Below are 2,719 nucleotides of genomic sequence, written 5' to 3'. Positions count from 1 at the left end.
TAAGGCGCCTGCCTCTCGTAAGTCTTGTGACGTAGCGTGCACTTGGGATCTATCGACATGTCATGTCGGCCAAGGCAACTTGAGGTTATATGGTCAAGCCACACGGATCATTAGTATCAGTTAGCTCAATACATTGCTGTACTTACACACCTGACCTATCAACCACATAGTCTATATGGTTCCTTCAGGGGGCTTGTGCCCCGGGAGATCTCATCTTGAGGCGCGCTTCCCGCTTAGATGCTTTCAGCGGTTATCGCTTCCGAACATAGCTACCCGGCAATGCCACTGGCGTGACAACCGGAACACCAGAGGTTCGTCCACTCCGGTCCTCTCGTACTAGGAGCAGCCCCTCTCAAATCTCCAACGCCCATGGCAGATAGGGACCGAACTGTCTCACGACGTTCTGAACCCAGCTCGCGTACCACTTTAAATGGCGAACAGCCATACCCTTGGGACCGACTACAGCCCCAGGATGTGATGAGCCGACATCGAGGTGCCAAACACCGCCGTCGATATGAACTCTTGGGCGGTATCAGCCTGTTATCCCCGGAGTACCTTTTATCCGTTGAGCGATGGCCCTTCCATACAGAACCACCGGATCACTAAGTCCTAGTTTCCTACCTGCTTGATCCGTCGATCTTGCAGTCAAGCACGCTTATGCCTTTGCACACAGTGCGCGATGTCCGACCGCGCTGAGCGTACCTTCGAGCTCCTCCGTTACTCTTTAGGAGGAGACCGCCCCAGTCAAACTACCCACCATACACGGTCCCCGATCCAGATTATGGACCTAGGTTAGAACGTCAAGCACGACAGGGTGGTATTTCAAGGATGGCTCCACTGCAGCTAGCGCCACAGTTTCATAGCCTCCCACCTATCCTACACAGACGAACTCAACGTTCAGTGTAAAGCTATAGTAAAGGTTCACGGGGTCTTTCCGTCTTGCCACGGGAACGCTGCATCTTCACAGCGATTTCAATTTCACTGAGTCTCGGGTGGAGACAGCGCCGCTGTCGTTACGCCATTCGTGCAGGTCGGAACTTACCCGACAAGGAATTTCGCTACCTTAGGACCGTTATAGTTACGGCCGCCGTTTACTGGGGCTTCGATCAAGAGCTTCGCCTTGCGGCTGACCCCATCAATTAACCTTCCAGCACCGGGCAGGCGTCACACCCTATACGTCCACTTTCGTGTTTGCAGAGTGCTGTGTTTTTGATAAACAGTCGCAGCGGCCTGGTTACTGCGGCCCTCTTCAGCTATAGCTCGCATGAGCCACCAAAAAGGGCGCACCTTCTCCCGAAGTTACGGTGCCATGTTGCCTAGTTCCTTCACCCGAGTTCTCTCAAGCGCCTGAGAATTCTCATCCTACCCACCTGTGTCGGTTTACGGTACGGTCTGCGTAAGCTGAAGCTTAGGAGCTTTTCCTGGAAGCGTGGTATCAGTGACTTTGCCTTAAAGGCTCGTCTCGGTGCTCGGTCTTAAAGGATCCCGGATTTGCCAAAGATCCAAACCTACCGCCTTTCCCCCGGACAACCAACGCCGGGTACACCTAACCTTCTCCGTCCCTCCATCGCACTTACGCGAGGTGCAGGAATATTAACCTGCTTCCCATCGACTACGACTTTCGTCCTCGCCTTAGGGGCCGACTCACCCTGCGCCGATTAACGTTGCGCAAGGAAACCTTGGGCTTTCGGCGTGCGGGTTTTTCACCCGCATTATCGTTACTCATGTCAGCATTCGCACTTCCGATACCTCCAGCAGACTTCTCAATCCACCTTCAACGGCTTACGGAACGCTCCTCTACCGCGTACATATAAATATGCACACCCCAAGCTTCGGTTCACTGCTTAGCCCCGTTAAATCTTCCCCGCAGACCGACTCGACCAGTGAGCTATTACGCTTTCTTTAAAGGGTGGCTGCTTCTAAGCCAACCTCCTGGCTGTCTGTGCCTTTCCACATGGTTTTCCACTTAGCAGTGAATTTGGGACCTTAGCTGTGGGTCTGGGTTGTTTCCCTTTTCACGACGGACGTTAGCACCCGCCGTGTGTCTCCCATACAGTCCGTCTCGGTATTCGGAGTTTGCAATGGTTTGGTAAGTCGCGATGACCCCCTAGCCATAACAGTGCTCTACCCCCGAGAGGATACATATGAGGCGCTACCTAAATAGCTTTCGAGGAGAACCAGCTATCTCCGGGTTCGATTAGCTTTTCACTCCTAATCACAGCTCATCCCCGTCTTTTGCAACAGACGTGGGTTCGGGCCTCCAGTACCTGTTACGGCACCTTCACCCTGGCCATGACTAGATCACCCGGTTTCGGGTCTACTGCCCGCGACTATGCGCCCTTATCAGACTCGGTTTCCCTTCGCCTCCCCTATACGGTTAAGCTTGCCACGAACAGTAAGTCGCTGACCCATTATACAAAAGGTACGCAGTCACTCTTTCGAGCTCCTACTGCTTGTACGCACACGGTTTCAGGATCTATTTCACTCCCCTCTCCGGGGTTCTTTTCGCCTTTCCCTCACGGTACTGGTTCACTATCGGTCGGTCAGTAGTATTTAGCCTTGGAGGATGGTCCCCCCATGTTCAGACAGGGTTTCACGTGCCCCGCCCTACTCGTCTTCACTGGAGTGGCCCTTTTAAATACAGGGCTATCACCTTCTATGGCCAGCCGTTCCAGGCTGTTTTTCTAGAACCATTCCAGCTTAAGGGCTAGTCCCCGTT

General features: G+C 53.4%; 1 rRNA gene (only partly in view). It reads right to left on the bottom strand.

Annotated elements, in window-relative coordinates:
* Positions 1–89: 89 nt before the first annotated feature.
* A 23S ribosomal RNA gene (locus BCL79_RS00020) occupies positions 90–2,719 on the bottom strand; it runs 249 nt beyond the window's last position.

This window comes from Stenotrophomonas rhizophila (genome assembly GCF_003651185.1).
Taxonomy (GTDB): domain Bacteria; phylum Pseudomonadota; class Gammaproteobacteria; order Xanthomonadales; family Xanthomonadaceae; genus Stenotrophomonas; species Stenotrophomonas maltophilia_Z.
Note: the sequence above shows the minus strand (reverse complement) of the source record. Positions and strands in the feature narration are given on the sequence as shown.